This window comes from Streptomyces sp. NBRC 110611, assembly GCF_001590865.1.
Lineage (GTDB): Bacteria > Actinomycetota > Actinomycetes > Streptomycetales > Streptomycetaceae > Streptomyces.
This window is the reverse complement of sequence record NZ_BBUY01000008.1, coordinates 205,447-221,016: the sequence shown is the minus strand read 5'-3', so window position 1 is coordinate 221,016 and position 15,570 is coordinate 205,447. Positions and strand designations below refer to the sequence as shown.

Annotated in this window: 14 protein-coding genes; 4 read left to right on the top strand and 10 right to left on the bottom strand. The window is 72.0% G+C overall.

What is annotated here, in order from left to right; genetic code table 11:
• Window positions 1–163: 163 nt before the first annotated feature.
• Entirely contained in the window at window positions 164–1,273 is a 1,110-nt protein-coding gene (locus tag AZE13_RS19580) for a MerR family transcriptional regulator (protein WP_066933231.1), read from the top strand.
• Between the two features lie 3 nt (window positions 1,274–1,276).
• Here the strand turns inward: AZE13_RS19580 and AZE13_RS19575 are convergent, their stop codons facing one another.
• The 3 genes from AZE13_RS19575 to AZE13_RS19565 all read right to left on the bottom strand — a co-directional run bounded on the left by AZE13_RS19575 (window position 1,277) and on the right by AZE13_RS19565 (window position 4,341).
• A complete protein-coding gene (locus tag AZE13_RS19575) occupies window positions 1,277–2,476 on the bottom strand; it encodes an FAD/NAD(P)-binding oxidoreductase (RefSeq protein WP_066933228.1) in 1,200 nt (399 codons plus the stop codon).
• Between the two features lie 109 nt (window positions 2,477–2,585).
• Window positions 2,586–3,455, bottom strand: coding sequence for a sulfite exporter TauE/SafE family protein (locus tag AZE13_RS19570; protein ID WP_066933225.1), 870 nt, complete (start codon window positions 3,453–3,455; stop codon window positions 2,586–2,588).
• A gap of 1 nt (window position 3,456) precedes the next feature.
• Complete coding sequence (locus tag AZE13_RS19565; RefSeq protein WP_258527876.1) at window positions 3,457–4,341, bottom strand: GntR family transcriptional regulator; 885 nt, start codon at window positions 4,339–4,341, stop codon at window positions 3,457–3,459.
• Between the two features lie 295 nt (window positions 4,342–4,636).
• On the opposite strand from AZE13_RS19565, the gene AZE13_RS19560 reads away from it, so the two are divergent.
• Window positions 4,637–6,010 (top strand): MBL fold metallo-hydrolase, encoded by a 1,374-nt coding sequence (locus tag AZE13_RS19560; protein ID WP_066933222.1) that lies wholly within the window; start codon window positions 4,637–4,639, stop codon window positions 6,008–6,010.
• A gap of 72 nt (window positions 6,011–6,082) precedes the next feature.
• Here the strand turns inward: AZE13_RS19560 and AZE13_RS19555 are convergent, their stop codons facing one another.
• Complete coding sequence (locus AZE13_RS19555) at window positions 6,083–7,546, bottom strand: MFS transporter (RefSeq protein WP_079124175.1); 1,464 nt, start codon at window positions 7,544–7,546, stop codon at window positions 6,083–6,085.
• Window positions 7,547–7,940: 394 nt separating this feature from the next.
• On the opposite strand from AZE13_RS19555, the gene AZE13_RS19550 reads away from it, so the two are divergent.
• The gene (locus AZE13_RS19550) at window positions 7,941–8,486 is read left to right on the top strand and encodes an AMP-binding protein (protein ID WP_079124174.1); all 546 of its coding nucleotides are present in this window, start codon (window positions 7,941–7,943) and stop codon (window positions 8,484–8,486) included.
• 468 nt (window positions 8,487–8,954) lie between these two features.
• Window positions 8,955–9,266 carry a hypothetical protein gene (locus AZE13_RS19545; RefSeq protein ID WP_066933217.1) on the top strand — a complete coding sequence of 104 codons (312 nt, stop codon included), beginning with the start codon at window positions 8,955–8,957 and terminating at the stop codon, window positions 9,264–9,266.
• A gap of 43 nt (window positions 9,267–9,309) precedes the next feature.
• Here the strand turns inward: AZE13_RS19545 and mscL are convergent, their stop codons facing one another.
• The 6 genes from mscL to AZE13_RS19525 all read right to left on the bottom strand — a co-directional run bounded on the left by mscL (window position 9,310) and on the right by AZE13_RS19525 (window position 15,462).
• On the bottom strand, window positions 9,310–9,804 hold the full coding sequence (mscL, locus tag AZE13_RS19540; RefSeq protein WP_181690385.1) for a large conductance mechanosensitive channel protein MscL: 495 nt from the start codon (window positions 9,802–9,804) through the stop codon (window positions 9,310–9,312).
• A gap of 381 nt (window positions 9,805–10,185) precedes the next feature.
• Window positions 10,186–10,476, bottom strand: a complete 291-nt coding sequence (locus AZE13_RS39060; RefSeq protein WP_147264684.1) for a hypothetical protein — start codon at window positions 10,474–10,476, stop codon at window positions 10,186–10,188.
• Between the two features lie 241 nt (window positions 10,477–10,717).
• Window positions 10,718–11,551, bottom strand: coding sequence for an S-methyl-5'-thioadenosine phosphorylase (locus tag AZE13_RS19535; RefSeq protein ID WP_066933432.1), 834 nt, complete (start codon window positions 11,549–11,551; stop codon window positions 10,718–10,720).
• A gap of 156 nt (window positions 11,552–11,707) precedes the next feature.
• Window positions 11,708–12,049 (bottom strand): FmdB family zinc ribbon protein, encoded by a 342-nt coding sequence (locus AZE13_RS34180; RefSeq protein ID WP_079124156.1) that lies wholly within the window; start codon window positions 12,047–12,049, stop codon window positions 11,708–11,710.
• A 163-nt stretch (window positions 12,050–12,212) separates the two neighbouring features.
• On the bottom strand, window positions 12,213–13,514 hold the full coding sequence (locus AZE13_RS19530; RefSeq protein WP_066933429.1) for an MFS transporter: 1,302 nt from the start codon (window positions 13,512–13,514) through the stop codon (window positions 12,213–12,215).
• A gap of 421 nt (window positions 13,515–13,935) precedes the next feature.
• On the bottom strand, window positions 13,936–15,462 hold the full coding sequence (locus tag AZE13_RS19525) for a potassium/proton antiporter (protein WP_079124155.1): 1,527 nt from the start codon (window positions 15,460–15,462) through the stop codon (window positions 13,936–13,938).
• Between the last annotated feature and the right edge of the window lie 108 nt (window positions 15,463–15,570).

Genomic DNA, 15,570 nt, shown 5'->3' with positions numbered 1-15,570 from the left:
CTTGTGACCGTTCCCCGTTCCCCGTTCCCCGTTGACCTTGTCCTTGGGGGAAGCCCCACGATCGGTCGTGCCGGGCGGTCCTGACGCCCGGCACGAGGAAGACGGTGGAACGAGCGGCAAGAGCGGCAACAGCGGAACGGGCGGAAAGAGCGGGGGCGGGGACATGAGGCGGAGGGCCGAAGCAGCGGAGCTCCTCACCATCGGGGCGTTCGCACGTGCCTCCCGGCTCTCGCCGAAGGCCCTGCGCCTCTACGACGAACTCGGTCTGCTGCCGCCGGCCCATGTCGACCCGGTCAACGGCTACCGCCACTACGCGCCGGCTCAGCTGGAGCGAGCCCGGCTGGTCGCCTGGCTGCGCCGGCTCGGTATGCCGCTCGCCCGCATCCGTGAGGTGTGCGAGCTGACGCCGTTCGCGGCGGCCGAGGCGGTCGCCGCGTACTGGGCGCAGGTGGAGGCCGACACGGCCGCCCGCCGCGACCTGGCCGCCTTCCTCGTCGACCAGCTTCAGCGAAAGGACGAGGAGAACGCCATGACCGCCACACCCGCCCCCTTGACCCTGCACTACGCGGCCCGGACCGACCGGGGCCTGGTCCGTCCGGCCAACCAGGACGCCGCCCACGCGGGCCGCCGGCTGCTGGCCGTCGCCGACGGTTACGGCCCCGGCGGCGCCCTGGCCGCGGCCGCCGCCATCGACGCACTCACGCCCCTGGAGGAGGCGGCCCTCACCTCCGCCGACCCCCTCCTGGCCCTGGAGGAGGCGGCCCGGCGGGCCCACCACTCCGCCTCCTCGGCACCCGTGGCCCCTTCGGCCGACGAGATGACCACGGGCAGCACCCTCACCGCCCTCCTCCGCGCCGGATCCCGTCTCGCGCTCCTGCACATCGGCGACTCCCGCGCCTACGTCCTCCGCGATTCCGGCCTCTTCCGCATCACCCACGACCACAGCCTCGTCCAGTCCCTCATCGACGAGGGCCGGCTCACCCCCGAGGAGGCCCCCACCCACCCCCAGCGCGCCCTGCTCCTGCGTGCCCTCGACGGCACGACCGACTTCACCCCGGACCTCCAGCTCCTCCAGGCCCGCCCCGGAGAGCGCTACCTCCTGTGCACCGACGGCCTGACGGGCGTCGTCCCACCGGAGACCCTCCAGGACGTACTGACCACTGCCGCCACCCCTGACCAGGCCGTGGAGAACCTCATCGCGCTGGCGTACGAGGCGGGCGCGCCGGACAACGTGACGTGCGTGGTGGCGGACGTCCGCCTGGCCGACGCGTAGACATCAGGCCAGTCCCTTGAGCATCCCCTTGAAGTAGAGCTGCGGCAGGCCGTAGCGCTTGAGGAACCACATATCGGTGCGTTCGCGGGTGGTGTCGATGAAGGGGATGGAGGGAGTGGGCCGGAGGTCGTAGTCGAATTCGGCGAGGAGCATTTTGTGGCGGGCGGTGACCAAGGGGCAGGAGGTGTAGCCGTCGTAGTGGGCGGTGGCGGGGCGGCCGCGCAGCCCGGCGAGGAGGTTGCCGACCACGACCGGGGCCTGTTTGCGGATGGCGGCGCCGGTCTTGGAGGTGGGGAGGCTGGCCACGTCGCCGAGGACGAACACCTCGGGGTGGTCGGGGTGCTGGAGGGTCCGGCGGTCCGTCCGGACGTACCCGTGGGGGGAGCCGGGGTCGGCGAGCGGGCCGTTGGCCAGCCACTCGGGAGCGCGCTGCGGCGGTACGGCGTGCAGCAGGTCGTACCGGACCGTCTCGGCCGTACCCGTCGCGTGATCGGTGATCACCGCCTCGCGGGCCGCGCCGTCCAGGCTGGTCATCTCGGAGCTGAGCCGCACCTCGATGCCGTAGCGCCGGGCCGCCTCCTCCAGCGTCCGGGCGAACACCGGCACCTTGAACAGTGTCGGTTCCGGGATCACCAGGATGATGCGGATCGCGTCCAGGACACCGCGCTTGCGCCAGTGGTCGGCCGCCAGATAGGCGATCTTCTGCGGGGCGCCGCCGCACTTCACCGGTCCGGACGGCATGGTGAAGACCGCTGTGCCGCGGCGCATGCGCCGGATCAGATCCCAGGTGAGCGGCGCGAGATCGGGCCGGTAGTTGCTGCTCACACCGCCGTGTCCGAGCGCGGTGGCCAGGCCCGGTACGCCGTCCCAGTCGAGTTGCAGTCCGGGGGCGAGGACCAGCCGCCCGTAGGAGAGGACCCGGCCGGAGGCGGTGGTGACCGTGCGGGCGGTGGGGTCGACGGCGGTGGCGCGCTCGCGCAGCCAGCGCACGCCGGGCGGTATGACCTCCGCCTCGGTGCGCAGGGAAGCCCGTAGCGGGGCCTGGCCGCCTCCGACCAGTGTCCACAGCGGCTGGTACCAGTGCGTTTCGGAGGGCTCCAGCAGCGCGATGTCCCGGACGCCGGCCCGCCGTAAACGGGCGGCGACGGTGATGCCCGCGGTGCCGCCGCCGACGATGACGATCTGGTGGTGGGTGGGGGACATGGGGGATTCCTCCTGAGTGGGTGGTGGGTGGTTGGCGGTTGATGGTTGGTGTTGTCGTCAGGGTCGGGGCGGTTGACAGGCTCGGGCTTCAGCGGCGGGGCCTCGGGTTTCAGAGGCGGGGTAGCGCGCTGGCCGCCATGGTGACGGCGAGGACGGTGAGCAGTGAGGCGAAGGCGGTGGTCAGGGTCCGGGGACGCAGGCGGGTGGTGAGGCGGTTGCCGAGGTGACTGCCGAGCGCCGCGCAGGCGGCGAAGCCGGCCAGCAGCGGCCAGTCCAGGGCCCCGGTCCCGGCCCGGGTGGCCAGCGCGGTGAGGGAGTTGACGACGATGACGAGCAGCGAGGTGCCGATGGCGACCGGCATCTCCAGACCGAGGACGAGGGTGAGTGCCGGTACGACCACGAACCCGCCGCCGACCCCGAAGAAGCCGGTGAGCAGTCCCACGGCGGAGGCGGTGGCGGCTATCCGGAGGGGACGGCCGGGGAACAGGCGAGTCCGGGCTCCCCGTAGCGGGCGCCCGGCTGCCGAGCTCCCGCCTGTCGAGCTCCCGGGCCCGGCTCTTCTGCCTTCCCCTTCCCCTTCGCTTTCCCCGGTGCCGGTCGCCCGTCGCTCACGTTCCGTACGTATCAGGAGCATCGCCGCCACCACGAGCATCAGCCCGGAGAATGCGGTCAGCAGGACACCGGGCGCCAATGCCGTGCTGCAACGGGTGCCGAGGTAGCTGCCGGCCGTGCCCAGTGCGCCGAAGGCCGTGCCGGCGGCCCAGCGGACCCGGCCCCCGCGGGCGTGGCCGAGGAGCCCGGAGGCCGCGCCGACCGCGACGACGACCAGGGCACCCGCGGTCGCCTCGTGCGGCGTCTGGTCCAGCAGATAGACCAGCGCGGGCATCGCCAGCACCGAACCGCCGCCGCCGAGAGCGCCCAGCAACAGACCGATCAGCAGTCCGCACGGCAGCGCGGTGACGGCCAAAAGGACGGACACGTTACGAGAACGGTATCGGGGCCGGGGCCGGGGCCTGGCCGGTTGCCTGGCTGGAGGCCTGGCCGGTGGTCCGGCTCGGGGCCTGGGTTGATTCCGGGGCCGAGGCACGTGGCGCGAGGGCGACCGCCCGGCTGCTGTCGGACCACTCCGCGACAAAGGTGAAGCGGTCACCGCGTACCACCGTCTCGCGCCACTCCACCGGCCGTTCCCCGGCCCGGCCCAGCCGCTCGATGGCGAACGCCGGTTCCCGGTCGGCCAGCCCCAGCAGCCACGCCTGCCGGATATCCGGCAGGAACGGCTGGATCCGCTCACATCCGCCGGTCACCTTCACCCCGCAGCGCCGCGACAGTTCGCCGTAGAGCGAGGTGCGTCCGAAGTCCGCCGCCAGCAGAGGTTCGGCGATCTCGGCGGGGAGATAGGCGGTGTCGTGGGCGAGTGGTTCGCCGTCCGCGAGCCGCAGCCGCTCCAGTACGACCAGTGGGGCGTCCGGCACCAGTCCCAGATGCCCCGCCGCCGTCCCGTCGGCGGTCCGCTCCAGCCGTAGTACCTCGCTGCGCTGCTCCACTCCCTGGCCTTCGAGTTCGCGGAAGAGGCTGTAGAGCGAGCCGAGCGGCTGCTGTATGCGACGGGTGTCCAGGCGGCTGGCGCGGCCGCGTTCGGCGATCACCAGGCCGTCGGCGCGCAGCTTGCGCAGCGCCTCGCGGACGGTGTGCCGGCTGACCTCGTACTCGCCGGTGAGCCGGTGCTCGGCCGGGAACTCCTCGGTGAACGCGCCGGCTTCCATCCGGCGGCGCAGATCGTTGAAGAGCTGCGCCCACAGGGGGAGCGGCGAGCGCCGGTCGAGGGGGCGCGGGGCGTGCGCGCCGTCCGGCGGCTCGGTCGTCATGGTGGGGTTCCTCCGGTGGCTGCTGCTTGTCTCGGACACGTCCCGGGCTTCTCTCATGGGCCGTTCGGCCCTAGGCGGCGGCCCGGCCGCGTGCGAGATTCACTTCACCTGATGTGCGGTCAAAAGGGGGTTTTGGGTGGGCCGACAGGGGTACCCGGCTTGTCGTCCGCCGACCCGGCTCCTTAATGTACGTACATCCGCGCATCCGCACAACGCACACCCGTACGCATCGCGAAGCGGACCCGAATCGCCGCGTTCGGTGCCCGCTGCCCCATCCCTCCCCCGGAGGCCGACCGTGCACTTCGCTCAGTACTACCTCGACTGCCTCTCCCAGGCGTCGTACCTGATCGGCGATCAGACCACCGGACGCGCCGTCCTCGTCGACCCGCGCCGTGACACAGACGACTACCTGCAGGACGCGGAGGCCGCAGGGCTGCGCATCGAACTCGTCATCGAGACGCACATCCACGCCGACTTCCTCTCCGGCCACCTTGAAATCGCGCGTGCCACCGGCGCCGCCATCGCCTTCGGGGAGGCAGCCGAAACCGGCTTCCCCATCCGGCGGTTACGCGATGGCGAGCGCATCCACCTGGGAGAGGGGGACGGCGAGGGGGTCACCCTCACGGTCCTCGCCACCCCGGGGCACACCATGGAATCCATCTGCCTGGTCATCCAGGAACACCCCGACGACGACGTGCCGTTCGGTGTGCTCACCGGTGACACCCTCTTCGTGGGGGATGTCGGCCGGCCCGACCTGCTCTCCGCGGCCGGGCACTCCCCGGAGGAGATGGCCGCACGCCTGCACCGCTCCCTGCACACCAAACTCATGGTTCTCCCGGACGCGACCCGGGTGTTTCCCGCACACGGCGCCGGCTCGGCCTGCGGCCGCAGCCTCTCCACCGAGACCAGTTCCACCATCGGCGACCAGCGCCGCCTCAATTACGCCCTGCAGCCCATGCCGGAGGCCGATTTCGTCCGTCTGGTCACGGCCGGGCAGCCCGCCACTCCCGGATACTTCGCCCACGACGCGGCCCTCAACCGGGACGGCCATCCCCTCCTGGATGCCGGGCCGCCGGCCGCCCTCACCCTGGAGGAGGCGCTCGCGGCCCGAGACCAGCAGGGCGCGGTCCTCCTCGACTGCCGGCCGCTGACCTCCTACACCCAGGTCCACCTGGCGGGTTCGCTCCATACGAGCCTGGACACCCGGTTCGCGGAGTACGCCGGCACCGTGGTCGCCCCGGGCACCCCGATCGTGCTGCTCGCCGCCCCGGGCGCCGAGCGCGAAGCGCGCGTCCGCCTCGCCCGCATCGGATACGACCACGTCATCGGCCACCTCGCGGACCCGGCCGCGGTGCTGGCCGACGCGCAGACGCCGGTACGCCGCAGCCGCCGCATCCACCACACCGAACTGCCGGTCGAGGGCGGCCAGTTGATCGACGTCCGCAACCCCGCCGAGTACCAGGCGGGTGCCCTCCCCGGTGCCCGCAGCATCCCGCTGGCCGTCCTCCCCGACCGCATGGGCGAACTGGACCCGGCCCGTCCGGTCGTCCTCTACTGCCGCAGCGGGAACCGCTCGGTGATCGCGGCGGCACTCCTGGAGGCACACGGGTTCGGCGACGTGTGCGATGTGCTCGGCGGCTATGAGGGGGTGGCAGCGGGAGCGGGCTGAGCCCTGACGCCATGCCGTGGCGCCTGCCATCCGGTCCGGCCTCCTGCCTGCTCGTGGCCGGCCCCGACCCGGCTACCTACGGCGCCGCGACAGACGCAACACACGGGACAGCCGGGAGAGAAGAAGCCAAACCCATGTCAGAACCCCCGTCAGAACCCGGGGCAGCAGACGGGCGCATGCAATCGCCACGATGAGGGCGACAACGGCCGCCAGGCAGGCGGCGGCAGGAAGAGCCAGGGATGGGCCGGAGCCCGTACCGATGCCGGAGCCCGTACCGGTGCCGGCACCCTCCCTCCCCCTCCCGACGAGGGTCAGACCGACTCCCGCCGTCGCCGTCATCACCGCCTTGGTCACGCCGGACGCCTCACCCGCACGTTCCCGCCGTACGGCCGCCTGTGTGCAGGTGAGTGCGAGCCCGCCGGCCACGCCCAGGGCCGCCGCGGCCACTGTCCCGTACGCGAGCAGGCCCGGGGCACCCGTATCGGGGCGTCCGGTCGCCCACAGCGCGCCCGCGGCGACGGTCAGGCCGAGCACCATCACCGGCACCGCCGCCGCAGGCCGCACCCGACCCGCCAGCGGTCCGCCGACGGCCAGTGCCGCGGCCGGTGCGAGGAAGGCCACCCCCGCGTCCAGCACCGACCAGCCCCGGCTCTGCTGAAGCTGGAGCGGGACCACGTATAACAGCGCCACGGTCGCGGAGTTGGCGACCGCGCCCGCCGCGGTCAGGGTCACGTAGGGGCGGTTACGGAAGAGGGCGAGGTCCACCAGCGGGGCGGGGGAGCGGCGCTCGGTCCGTACGAAGAGCGTGCCGAGCGCCGACGCGGCGGCAGCCCAGCCCCAGGCCGCGGGGTGCTCCAGCCAGTGGGCCAGGCACGCCAGTGCTCCCGTCGCGGTCACCGCACCGGTGACGTCGAGGGGGTGGCCGGCGGCATCCGGATCACGGGACTCCGGCGCCCGTCGGGCGCAGTACGCGGCGGCCGCGGCGAGCGGGACCGTCAGCCAGAACACTGCTCGCCAGGAAACGCTGTCGGCGAGCGCGCCGCCGAGGACCGGGCCGCAGACGGTGCCGAGTCCGGCCAGGCCAAGGGCCCGGCCTGTCGTGCGGGGGGCATGCTCCGGTGGGCAGACGTTGGTCAGCAGGGCCAGCCCGGCGGGCATGATCAGCGCGCCGCCCGCGCCCTGCAGCGTCCGCGCCGCGACCAGGAGCGGCAGTGACGGGGCGAGCGCGCACAGGGCGGCGGTGGCGGCGAACAGCGCCAGCCCCAGGGTCAGCATCCGACGCCTTCCGTAGAGGTCACCGAGCCGCCCCGCGACGGGCATCAGGGAGCCGGTGGCGAGGAGGTACCCGCTCACCACCCAGGGAGTGACGGCCGCCGAACCGTGCAGATCGGCGCGGAGCGCAGGTATCGCCGGATTCAGCGCGAAGGAGTCCAACTGAACACAGAACGCGCCACCGGCAGCCGCAGCCAACGCCCAACGGCCTTCCGCATACGGGAATGTGCCCGACGACGGCGAGTTCCTCGGCGTTGCGGACATCGACACAGCTACCACACCTCTCATTACAGGCACACGAACAAAGCAGGCACACACGGACAGGCACAGGGGAGGAAGGGAAGGGGGAGAAGGGGGGGGAGAGGAGGAGCGGCAAACAGGAACTGGGCAGAGCCCAGAACGGGCCGCCCAGAACGCGCCGGGCCCGAGGTATGGACCGCACCAGACCGGGGAATGACGGCAGCAAGGGGGCCTTCGAACCCTTAGGGGAAAACCCGCAGACGCCGTAGACGGCGACGTGCTCTGCCGAGCCGCAGAGGCAGAGAGAGAAGAGGCGGGAAGAGCCGGACAGGCAGGCGGGCGGGCGAGAAGAGTCAACGCCGGGCCCGTACAGCGGACGTTCACCGATCGTTGATCGGCGATCTTCATGCTGGTCCGCATGTTGCGCCGTGTGACCTCAGATCATGTTGCCGATAACGCCTGGCAAGTTCAAGAGCCGGAAGCGTCCCGCATCGCCCTCACCTGGAACGGAGAGCCGGGGCGGCTGGAAGAACTGACGCACGGCATGCTTCTCGACCAGGCCGAACGTGCTGCCGCCGCCCTCGCCCGGCTCGGTGTGCGGGCCGGTGACCGGGTCGCGGTGCACCTCCCCCTGGTGCCCGAGTCGGTGATCGCCACGCTCGCCTGCGGGCGGCTGGACGCGATACGTACCACTCTGCCGGTGTCGCTCACCGTGCCCGAACTGGTCGCGCGGACCCGCGAGTCGGACGCCCGGGTGGTCATCACGGCGGATGCGGCGTTCTGGGACGGGGCCGTACGGCCGGTGAAGGCGGTGCTCGACCATGCGCTGGCGCGAGGTGCGGCCGCGGGGGGCGCGCCGAAGCGGTCGGTGCTGGTGGTGAACCGGTGCTCGCGGCCGGTGTCCTGGAAGCCGGGGCGCGATCTGTGGTGGCATGAGGCGCTGGCCGGTACGGGGAACAGCTGACCGCTGCTGACCTCAATATGGGGGCCTTCACTCACTAAGTCCGCAAAACGGGCCATAAGTCGCGGCGTCGCCTAGCGTGGATCCGTGTCGCAGCGCTGTGTGGGTACCCGGAACAGGAAGGTGCGGTCCCATGGCTCCCGACGAGCACGCTCACGCCCGGCATCCCCTGCCCGGCACCGAGCGCAGCCGTCCGCGTCGGCGCGGTCACGGCTCCCAGAGTCCGCCGACCCGGCCGCGTGTCGATCAGCGACCGCACCCCATACCCACCCACGACAAAAGCCGCTGATGATGCCATTGATCCGGCTGACGCGGATGATGCGGCTGGTACGGGGAGGGGATGGCGCAGGCGGCTGAGCTGCGGCTGAAAGAGTGCGGTGGCCTCTGCTGTCGGAGTGCAGTGGGGCTATGCCGTTCCGGTGGCGGGGCCGTCGTACCGGTGTCGGGGGCGTCCGCCCGTACCCTGGAGGCGTGAGCACCACCCGTGAATCCGAGCCGGCCGCCGAGCCCCAGGCGACCTCACCGGCTGCCCCACCGGCCGCCCAGGCCGTCGAGGCCGTTCCGGCCTCCCCGGGAGACGCTGAGTGCGGTGCCGAGGGCGGCAAGGTCGTTGCCCCCGCGCGCCCGGCGTCCGCGTCCGCCGCGCGTCTGATCTTCGACGATCCGTTGAGCCAGCGGTCGTCCGACGACACCGATCGGGGCTGGGGCGAACGCCCGGCCGGCGGTGACAGTGCCGGCGATCTCGCCCGCTTCCTCGACGAAAAGCCGCCCCACCACCTCTGAGCGAGGCGCCGGGGCGGCTGCTTGTGCCGTCTGCCGGTGCCCGCTACTCCTGCGTCTTCTGGACGCCGATGGTGCCCCTGGTGGAGGTGAGTGAGCCGTTGCGCTGGGCGAGCAGTGCGTCGCGGATCTCGGTGAGCAGCTCGACCTCGGTCGGGGGCAGGGGGGTGTTGTCGACCGGCTTCTTGGCCTCCTGGCGCTGCTTCCACTTGTTCATCGGAAGGATCATGAGGAAGTAGACGACCGCGGCGGTGATCAGGAACGTCAGAGCGGCGCTGAGCACCGAGCCCCAGAGGATGTAGATGCCGTCGGTGAACGCGCCCGTCTTCTTGTCCGTGTGGCAGGTGGTGAGGCAGGCCTTGTAGTTGTCGAGGTTCTGGGAGCCGAGGGCACCGACGATCGGGTTGATGACGCCCTTGACCACGGAGTTCACGATGTTGGTGAACGCCGCGCCGACCACGACGGCGACCGCCAGCTCGATGACGTTGCCCCGCATCAGGAATTCCTTGAATCCCTGCAGGACACCCTTGCTCTCGCTCACCTGACAGCCTCTTTCCATGCTTACTGGGGACGGTGCACCGACAGACGGTGCGTTGACGACCGGTACCGCGATGACCGGCACCGCCACGATCCATACCGCGACGACCGGTGCCGCGACAGTCGGCACCGCAACATACGGCAGGGCGGGGCGGAGCTGTCCAGCCGCGCGAACCGAACCGGCGATCGTCCGGAGCGTCGGTGCAGATCGTGCGGATCGTGCGGATCGTGCGGACGGAGTGGGGTCGGTACGTCCGGTGGGTGGGGGAGAGGGGGCCGGCGGTACCGGCGCGGCGGGCGCGCCCTCGTCGGCGCGCGGGTGCCCCGCCACCCGCAGCAGTGTGGCCCGGCGTACGGAGAGAAGCCACTTGATCTTGGGGCATGGTCACCGCCCTCCTGGCGTCGCCATCGACGGGCAGCCTGCGGCGGGCGGGGTTCGTACGGCACCGTACGAGGCGACGCCGGCCAGCGCTGCGGCGGTCAGCGCGAGTCCGGCGGTCAGCATCCGCCGTCGTGCGGCGCGTACCCAGTGCAGTCTGCCGCTGCCCGCCCGCACTGGGGCGAAGTGGGGCACTTCACATCGAGGAGGCGTGGGGAGGGGGAGGGAGGCGAGGGAGGCGAGGGCGTCCGGCGGGGTGTGGGGCAGGGGCGGGGGGAGCGGCAGGGGCATGGACATGGGCCGGGGCATGGGCATGGGCATGTGGTCACCGCCTTGGAGTGGTGATCGGGCGAACTGGCGATCACCACCGTGCCGTAGTTCGCTCGCGACCGCTCAGGGCTGTGGATGCCCCCGCCGTTGTGGATAACTCGGTCACCCGGGAGGGGGATGCCAGGCAATCAGGGCGGCCTGCGGGAGCGCCCAGGACGGCTGTGGGAGCGCCCAGGACGGCCAGGGCGGCTGAGGGGGAGCGAGACGGCTACGGGAGCTCGATGCCCAGGTCCCAGCCGGCGTGGGCGTCGGCGCAGAGGCAGTTGCGGTCCACGTTGTCGGGGAGGGCGGCGACCGCGTCGAAGAGGACCTCGCGCAGCCGGCCGACGTTCTGGGAGAAGACCCTCAGCACCTCCTCGTGGGAGACGCCGTCGCCGGTCTCGGTGCCCGCGTCCAGGTCGGTGACCAGCGTCAACGACGTGTAGCACAGGCTCAGTTCGCGCGCCAGGACGGCCTCGGGGTGGCCGGTCATGCCGACCACCGACCAGCCCTGGGCGGCGTGCCAGCGCGATTCGGCACGGGTCGAGAAGCGGGGGCCCTCGATGACGACGAGGGTGCCGCCGTCGACCGGCTCCCAGTCGCGGCCGCGGGCCGCGGCGAGCGCGGCCTGGCGGCCGACCGGGCAGTACGGGTCGGCGAAGGTGAGGTGGACGACGTTGGGGGTGTCCCCGCCCGGCAGCGGTACGCCGTCGAAGTACGTCTGTGCGCGGGTTTTGGTGCGGTCCACGAGCTGGTCGGGGATCAGCAGCGTGCCGGGGCCGTACTCCGGGCGCAGCCCGCCGACCGCGCACGGGCCGAGGACCTGGCGCACGCCGAGCGAGCGCAGGGCCCACAGGTTGGCGCGGTAGTTGATGCGGTGCGGCGGGAGGTGGTGGCCGCGGCCGTGCCGGGGCAGGAAGGCGACCTGGCGGCCGGCGATCTCGCCGAGGAACAGCGAGTCGCTGGGGGCGCCGTAGGGGGTATCGACCGTGATCTCGGTCACGTCGTCGAGGAAGGAGTAGAAGCCCGAGCCGCCGATGACACCTATCTGCGCGTCAGCCATGGCGGCCACACTAGCGGGTGATCCACCAGGGCGGATGCCTCCCGCAGATGTCTCCCATATCTCCCGCGGAGATTTCCCGGCGCCCGGCCGTCAGCGCACCAGGCCCCGCCGTCAGCTGACGGCGGGGCCTGGTGGAGCGTGTGTACGGGGTGCGGCTCAGGCCGCGGAGCTGGTGCTCGCCGTGCTGCTGGAGGACGCCGCGGACGAGGTGGACGACTTGGCGTCGGAGCTGCTCGACGAGGAGCCGGACGAGCCGGAGTCCGAGGAGGACGACGTGTTCGACGAGGAGGAGCTCTTCGCGGGGCTGCTGCTGGACGACGAGCCGCGGCTGTCGTTGCGGTAGAAGCCGGAGCCCTTGAAGACGATGCCGACCGCGGAGAACACCTTCTTGAGGCGTCCGTTGCAGCTGGGGCACTCCGTGAGCGCGTCGTCGGTGAACTTCTGCACCGCCTCGAGGCCCTCGCCGCACTCGGTGCACTGGTACTGGTAGGTCGGCACTTGACTTCCTCCTGGCACTCTCACTCGATGAGTGCTAACGACGCTCCATCTTGCAGTATTCCGGCCCGTCAGTCCACCGCGACCGGCGTACGGTGACCGACTCCACGTCGGCCACGTCCGCTCCGTCCGGCCCGGTCGTCCCTGTCCGGCCCGGTCGTCCGCGTCAGCTGCCCGCCAGCTGCTGTGCCCGTTCCCGGTCCTCCGGTCCGGTGGCCGGGGCCTCGGCGGCGCCGCCATGGGAGGCGATCACGGTCGAGGAGTGCGGTACCAGGCGGGCGCGGAGCGTCAGCAGTACGGCGAATGCCAGCGCCGTACCGGCCAGCGGCACCAGGAAGCCGGTGCTCGGTCCGAAGCGGTCCGCCAGCTGGCCGGCGGAGGTGGCGGCGGCCGCCTGGCCGAGCGCGACCGAGCCGGTCAGCCAGGTGAAGGCCTCGGTGCGGGCGGTGGCCGGGACCAGGGAGTCGACGAGCGTGTAGCCGGTGATCAGGGCGGGCGCGATGCACAGGCCGACGAGCAGGCCGACGGCGCCCAGCAGCGGAACCGAGGTGACCGCCCACAGCGGGGTGGTGGCCAGCGCCAGCAGCCCGTAGGCGGTCAGCAGCCGGCGCCGCGGGCCGATCTTCCAGGCGATCGCGCCGCACGCGATACCGGCGAGCATGTTGCCGCCCGCGAAGATCCCGTAGAGGACGCCGTTGATGCCGGGCTGCCCGATGTGCTGGGTGAGTGCCGTCAGGGAGACCTGCATACCGCCGAAGACGGCGCCGATGCCGAGGAACGCGGCGATCAGCACGCGGACACCGGGCACCGACAGCGCCGAGACGCGCGGCTTGTCGCCGGACCCGGCCCGGTGCACCGGCGGCTGGCTGCGCTTCTGCGTGGCGAACAGCAGCCCGCCGGCCACCGTCAGCGCGGCCTCGGCGACCAGACCGGCCGCCGGGTGGACGCCGGTGCACAGCGCGGTGGCCAGTACGGGGCCGACGACGAAGGTGAACTCGTCGGTGACCGACTCGAAGGCGGCGGCCGTGGGCATCAGGGGGCTGCCGCCGAGCCGGGCGGCCCAGCGGGCCCGCACCATCGGGCCGACCTGCGGGGTCGAAGCTCCTGTGGGGATCGCGACGGCGAACAGCGCCCACAGGGGGGCGTGCGCCAGGGCCAGCGCGATCAGCGCCGAGACGCCGACGGCGTGCACCAGTACGCCGGGGATCAGCACCGCGCGCTGGCCGAAGCGGTCGGCGAGCTTGCCGCACTGCGGGGCGAACAGGGCCATCGAGATACCGGTCGCGGCGGACACCGCGCCCGCGGTGCCGTAGGAGCCGGTGGTGGACTCGACGAGCAGCACGATGCTGATCGTCAGCATCGCGAAGGGCTGCCGGGCCAGGAAGCCGGGCAGCAGGAATGTCCAGGCACCAGGGGTGCGGAGCAGTTGTCCGTATCCGGGACGGGATTCCTTGACCGCGGATGCCACGGCCGGCCTTTCTGCCGCCTGGTAGCGCACCGCCCGCGAGGTCGTCACGGGTGCGCGCCGAGAGCTGTCCTCTCGCGCAGGACCGAGTGATACCGCGTGGTCCGCACCCCGAGAGGTGGCTGCGTGTGGCAGGGGACCGCGGCCGCCGAGCGGTCGCGCCAGCTCTGCATCAGGCAGAGTTGGTTCAACGTGTTCGCTCTGCATACTACAGGCCGGGCGCAAGTAATGGCCTGGGATTGGGCAGGGCTTTACGTAAATTCCCTTGATATCCCTTGGTATTCCTGGGCGCGCGCCCGCGCCCGCGCCGCTCACGCCCGGCACCTTCACAGTCCCCGTGCCGCCGGACCCGCCGCCCTCACCGTCCCCCGTGCCGCCGGACCCGCCGCCCTCACCGTCCCCCGTGCCGCCGGACCCGCCGCCCTCACCGTCCCCCGTGCCGCCGGACCCGCCGCCCCGCTGCGCCGTCCGTCCCCAGCCAGCCGGCCAGCTTGCCGCCCCGGGAGACCGCCTGCAGCCGCCGCTCGGCGGTGTCGCGCACCGGATCCGTGGCGACGACCAGCAGCTCGTCACCATGCCGCAGAACCGTCGAGGGGGAGGGCACGAAGCTGGAGCCGTCCCGTACGACGAGGGTGACCGCGGCGCCCTTGGGCATCCGCAGCTCACCGACCTCGACGCCGTGCATACGGGAGCTGGGGCCGATGGACGTCGAGAGCAGGTGGCCGCGCAGCCGCTCCAGAGGGGCGGACTCGATGCCCAGGTCGGCGGCCTCCTCGCCCTCGCCCAGCCGCAGCCGCCTGGCCAGCCAGGGCAGGGTCGGCGTCTGGACGAAGGTGTAGACGACGACCAGGACGAAGACGATGTTGAAGACCGTCTCGCTGCCGGGGACGTCGTTCACCATCGGGATGGTGGCCAGCACGATCGGGACCGCGCCGCGCAGCCCGGCCCACGACAGCAGGGCCTTCTCCTGCCAGGGCACCCGGAAGGGCAGCAGCGAGGTGAGGACGGACACCGGCCGGGCCACGACCGTCAGGATCAGGCCGATGATCAGCGCCGGAACGACGTCGCCGAGCAGCTTGTGCGGGGTCGCCAGCAGGCCCAGCAGCACGAACATCCCGATCTGGCCGATCCAGCCGAGGCCCTCGGCGAAGCCGCGGGTGGCCGGCGCGTGCGGCAGTTTGGCGTTGCCGAGGACCATCGCGGCCAGGTAGACGGCGAGGAAGCCGGAGCCGTGCGCCAGTGCGCCGGCCGCGTACGCGGAGACCGCGATGGCCATCACGGCGATCGGGTAGAGACCGGAGGCGGGCAGCGCCACATGCCGCATGCCGTACGCGCCGAGCCACCCGATGGCCAGGCCGATGGCGGCGCCGATGGCCAGCTCCAGGGCGATGTCGGCGAGCAGGAGGTACCAGTGCTCGACCGGTCCGGCGGTGGAGAAGGCGACGACGAGGATCACGACGGGGGCGTCGTTGAAGCCGGACTCGGCCTCCAGCACACCCGTCAGACGGCCCGGCAGGCGCACGCTGCGCAGGACGGAGAAGACGGCCGCGGCGTCCGTGGAGGAGACCACGGCACCGATCAGCAGCGCCTGCCGCCATTCAAGTCCGGCCAGATAGTGCGCGCCGGCCGCGGTGACCCCCACGCTCACCGCGACGCCGACCGTCGAGAGCGCGGCAGCCCGGGGCAGTGCCGGTTTGATCTCTTTCCACTTGGTGCCCAGACCGCCTTCGGCGAGGATCACGACCAGCGCGGCATAGCCGAGGACCTGGGTCAGCTCGGCGTTGTCGAAGACGATGCCGCCGAGGCCGTCCTGGCCTATGGCGACGCCTATCCCCAGGTAGATGAGCAGGCTGGGGAGCCCGCTGCGCGAGGAGAGCCGTACTGCGGCGACTGCGCTGAGCAGGACGAGCGAGCAGATCAGCAGGAGTTGGTTGAGGTGGTCGACAGTCAGGAGCTGGTCCTTCCTCGCGCGCGGCCGGGCGGTGGGCCGGAGATGGTCGTTCCGAGGGGCTTTCCGAGGATCTTTCCGGAGGGGGTCTTTCCTTACCGTATCTAGTTA

What these genes read in the sequence shown, in the direction of transcription:
- AZE13_RS39060 (WP_147264684.1), bottom strand. Translation starts at nt 10,476, where the DNA reads ATGTCCATGCCCCTGCCGCTCCCCCCGCCCCTGCCCCACACCCCGCCG.
- AZE13_RS19580 (WP_066933231.1), top strand. Translation starts at nt 164, where the DNA reads ATGAGGCGGAGGGCCGAAGCAGCGGAGCTCCTCACCATCGGGGCGTTC.
- AZE13_RS19550 (WP_079124174.1), top strand. Translation starts at nt 7,941, where the DNA reads ATGTTGCGCCGTGTGACCTCAGATCATGTTGCCGATAACGCCTGGCAA.
- AZE13_RS19555 (WP_079124175.1), bottom strand. Translation starts at nt 7,546, where the DNA reads ATGTCCGCAACGCCGAGGAACTCGCCGTCGTCGGGCACATTCCCGTAT.
- AZE13_RS19575 (WP_066933228.1), bottom strand. Translation starts at nt 2,476, where the DNA reads ATGTCCCCCACCCACCACCAGATCGTCATCGTCGGCGGCGGCACCGCG.
- AZE13_RS19535 (WP_066933432.1), bottom strand. Translation starts at nt 11,551, where the DNA reads ATGGCTGACGCGCAGATAGGTGTCATCGGCGGCTCGGGCTTCTACTCC.
- AZE13_RS19565 (WP_258527876.1), bottom strand. Translation starts at nt 4,341, where the DNA reads ATGACGACCGAGCCGCCGGACGGCGCGCACGCCCCGCGCCCCCTCGAC.